Below are 1581 nucleotides of genomic sequence, written 5' to 3'. Positions count from 1 at the left end.
TCCTTATATTATTATTCGTAGGTAGCTCCTACATGCTCTGAGTATAAAATTTATACTTAGATGGATGATGCGCCGTGAATTAGTTTTTATTTTCCAACAGCACCTTTACCATCGGTGACTGGTTCAGAAAGGCTCTAATCACGGTTTTTTGTCGTATTGGTAATAAGTTTGATACGGCTTGGTTCTGCTTTGAATTTTGACTGTTTATTTCGCGTAAGGTTACATTGGCAATTAGCCCGTGTTTATCATGTCGCATCATCGATTACTTTATTCCCTAGGAGGATTCTTTTATGCTTTTCGTTGGTATTGATGTCGCTAAATCACATCATGATGTCGCTGTTCTTGACGACAATGGTCTGGTTGTCTTACGGCATCTCCGTATTCTTAATAGTCGTCAAGGTTTTGCAACACTGCACCAATCTTTGATTCAGTTATCAGCCGATACTAACGATGATATCCGCATCGCAATGGAAGCCACTGGCCATTACCATTTGAATTTGCTCTTATTCCTGCAAGCCAATGCTTATCCCACTTTCGCTTATAATCCATTTTTGATTAAAGAATTTGCTAGAACATTGACTCTTCGTAAGACAAAAACGGATAAAGCTGATGCACTAACAATTGCTAAAAAGTTAGCTACTGATTTATCATCGGATCGTTTTAAGCCCAATTTCAACATGCAAGAACTCAAGTTTTTAACGCATCATCGCAATCGGTTAACTGATAGTCGTTCTAAGCTCAAGACGCAATACATTCGTCTACTCGATATCTTGTTCCCTGAACTAGCTTGTTTCATTGGCAAAACAAATTTACACTATCAGTATGTCTATGATTTGTTAACAAAATATCCTTCACCTGCTAAATTGAGTCGCGCTCATACTAATGCGCTTGTTAAGCTATTGCATAATCATGGCAATCGACTTGATATGGCTCAGCAACTTAAAGTTCTAGCCAAACAATCTATTGGGTTGTCCTCACCAGCTAACGCGTTAGAACTTGTTCAGACCATATCCGTGATTCGTTTATATGATGAACAAATCAATGCCATCGACCAAGAGATTGCACAAATAATGAACAGCTTAGACGAAGCAGCTATTGTCACTTCCATTACTGGTATTTCTAATCGTTTGGGTAGCGTTATTCTAGCCGAAATCAATCACATTAATAATTTTCAGTCACCTGATCAGCTATTAGCTTTTGCCGGCTTAGAACCTTCTGTTTATCAATCTGGCCAGATGAATGCCACGGGTAAAATAGTTAAACGTGGTTCGACATCATTGCGTTGGGCGTTGTGCCAAGCAGCTGAATATGCTTCTCATTGGTCGCCGACTTTACGTCAATACCGTCAAAAGAAACTTGACGAGGGCAAGCACTATTATGTTGTCATGACTCATGTCGCTAAAAAACTGGTGCGTATCATCTATTACCTGTTAAAACATCATCAATACTATGACGAATCTAAGCTCATATAACTCATAATTTCACCTCTTAATTAACAAACCATGGGAACGTTTTAAAATAGTAATTTAAAACGTTTATTTGTCGTTCAACCAAATTATTATTCTACATTTAGTTGTTTTT

1 protein-coding gene is annotated in these 1581 nt (G+C 37.9%); it reads left to right on the top strand.

Annotated features, from left to right (window positions below; all coding sequences use genetic code 11):
• Positions 1-290: 290 nt before the first annotated feature.
• Entirely contained in the window at positions 291-1472 is a 1182-nt protein-coding gene (locus tag IEU71_RS10065; protein ID WP_004913986.1) for an IS110 family RNA-guided transposase, read from the top strand.
• The last annotated feature ends 109 nt before the right edge of the window (positions 1473-1581 follow it).

Origin of the sequence: Leuconostoc falkenbergense (assembly GCF_014634805.1) — a bacterium.
GTDB classification, from domain to species: domain Bacteria; phylum Bacillota; class Bacilli; order Lactobacillales; family Lactobacillaceae; genus Leuconostoc; species Leuconostoc falkenbergense.
Note: the sequence above shows the minus strand (reverse complement) of the source record. Positions and strands in the feature narration are given on the sequence as shown.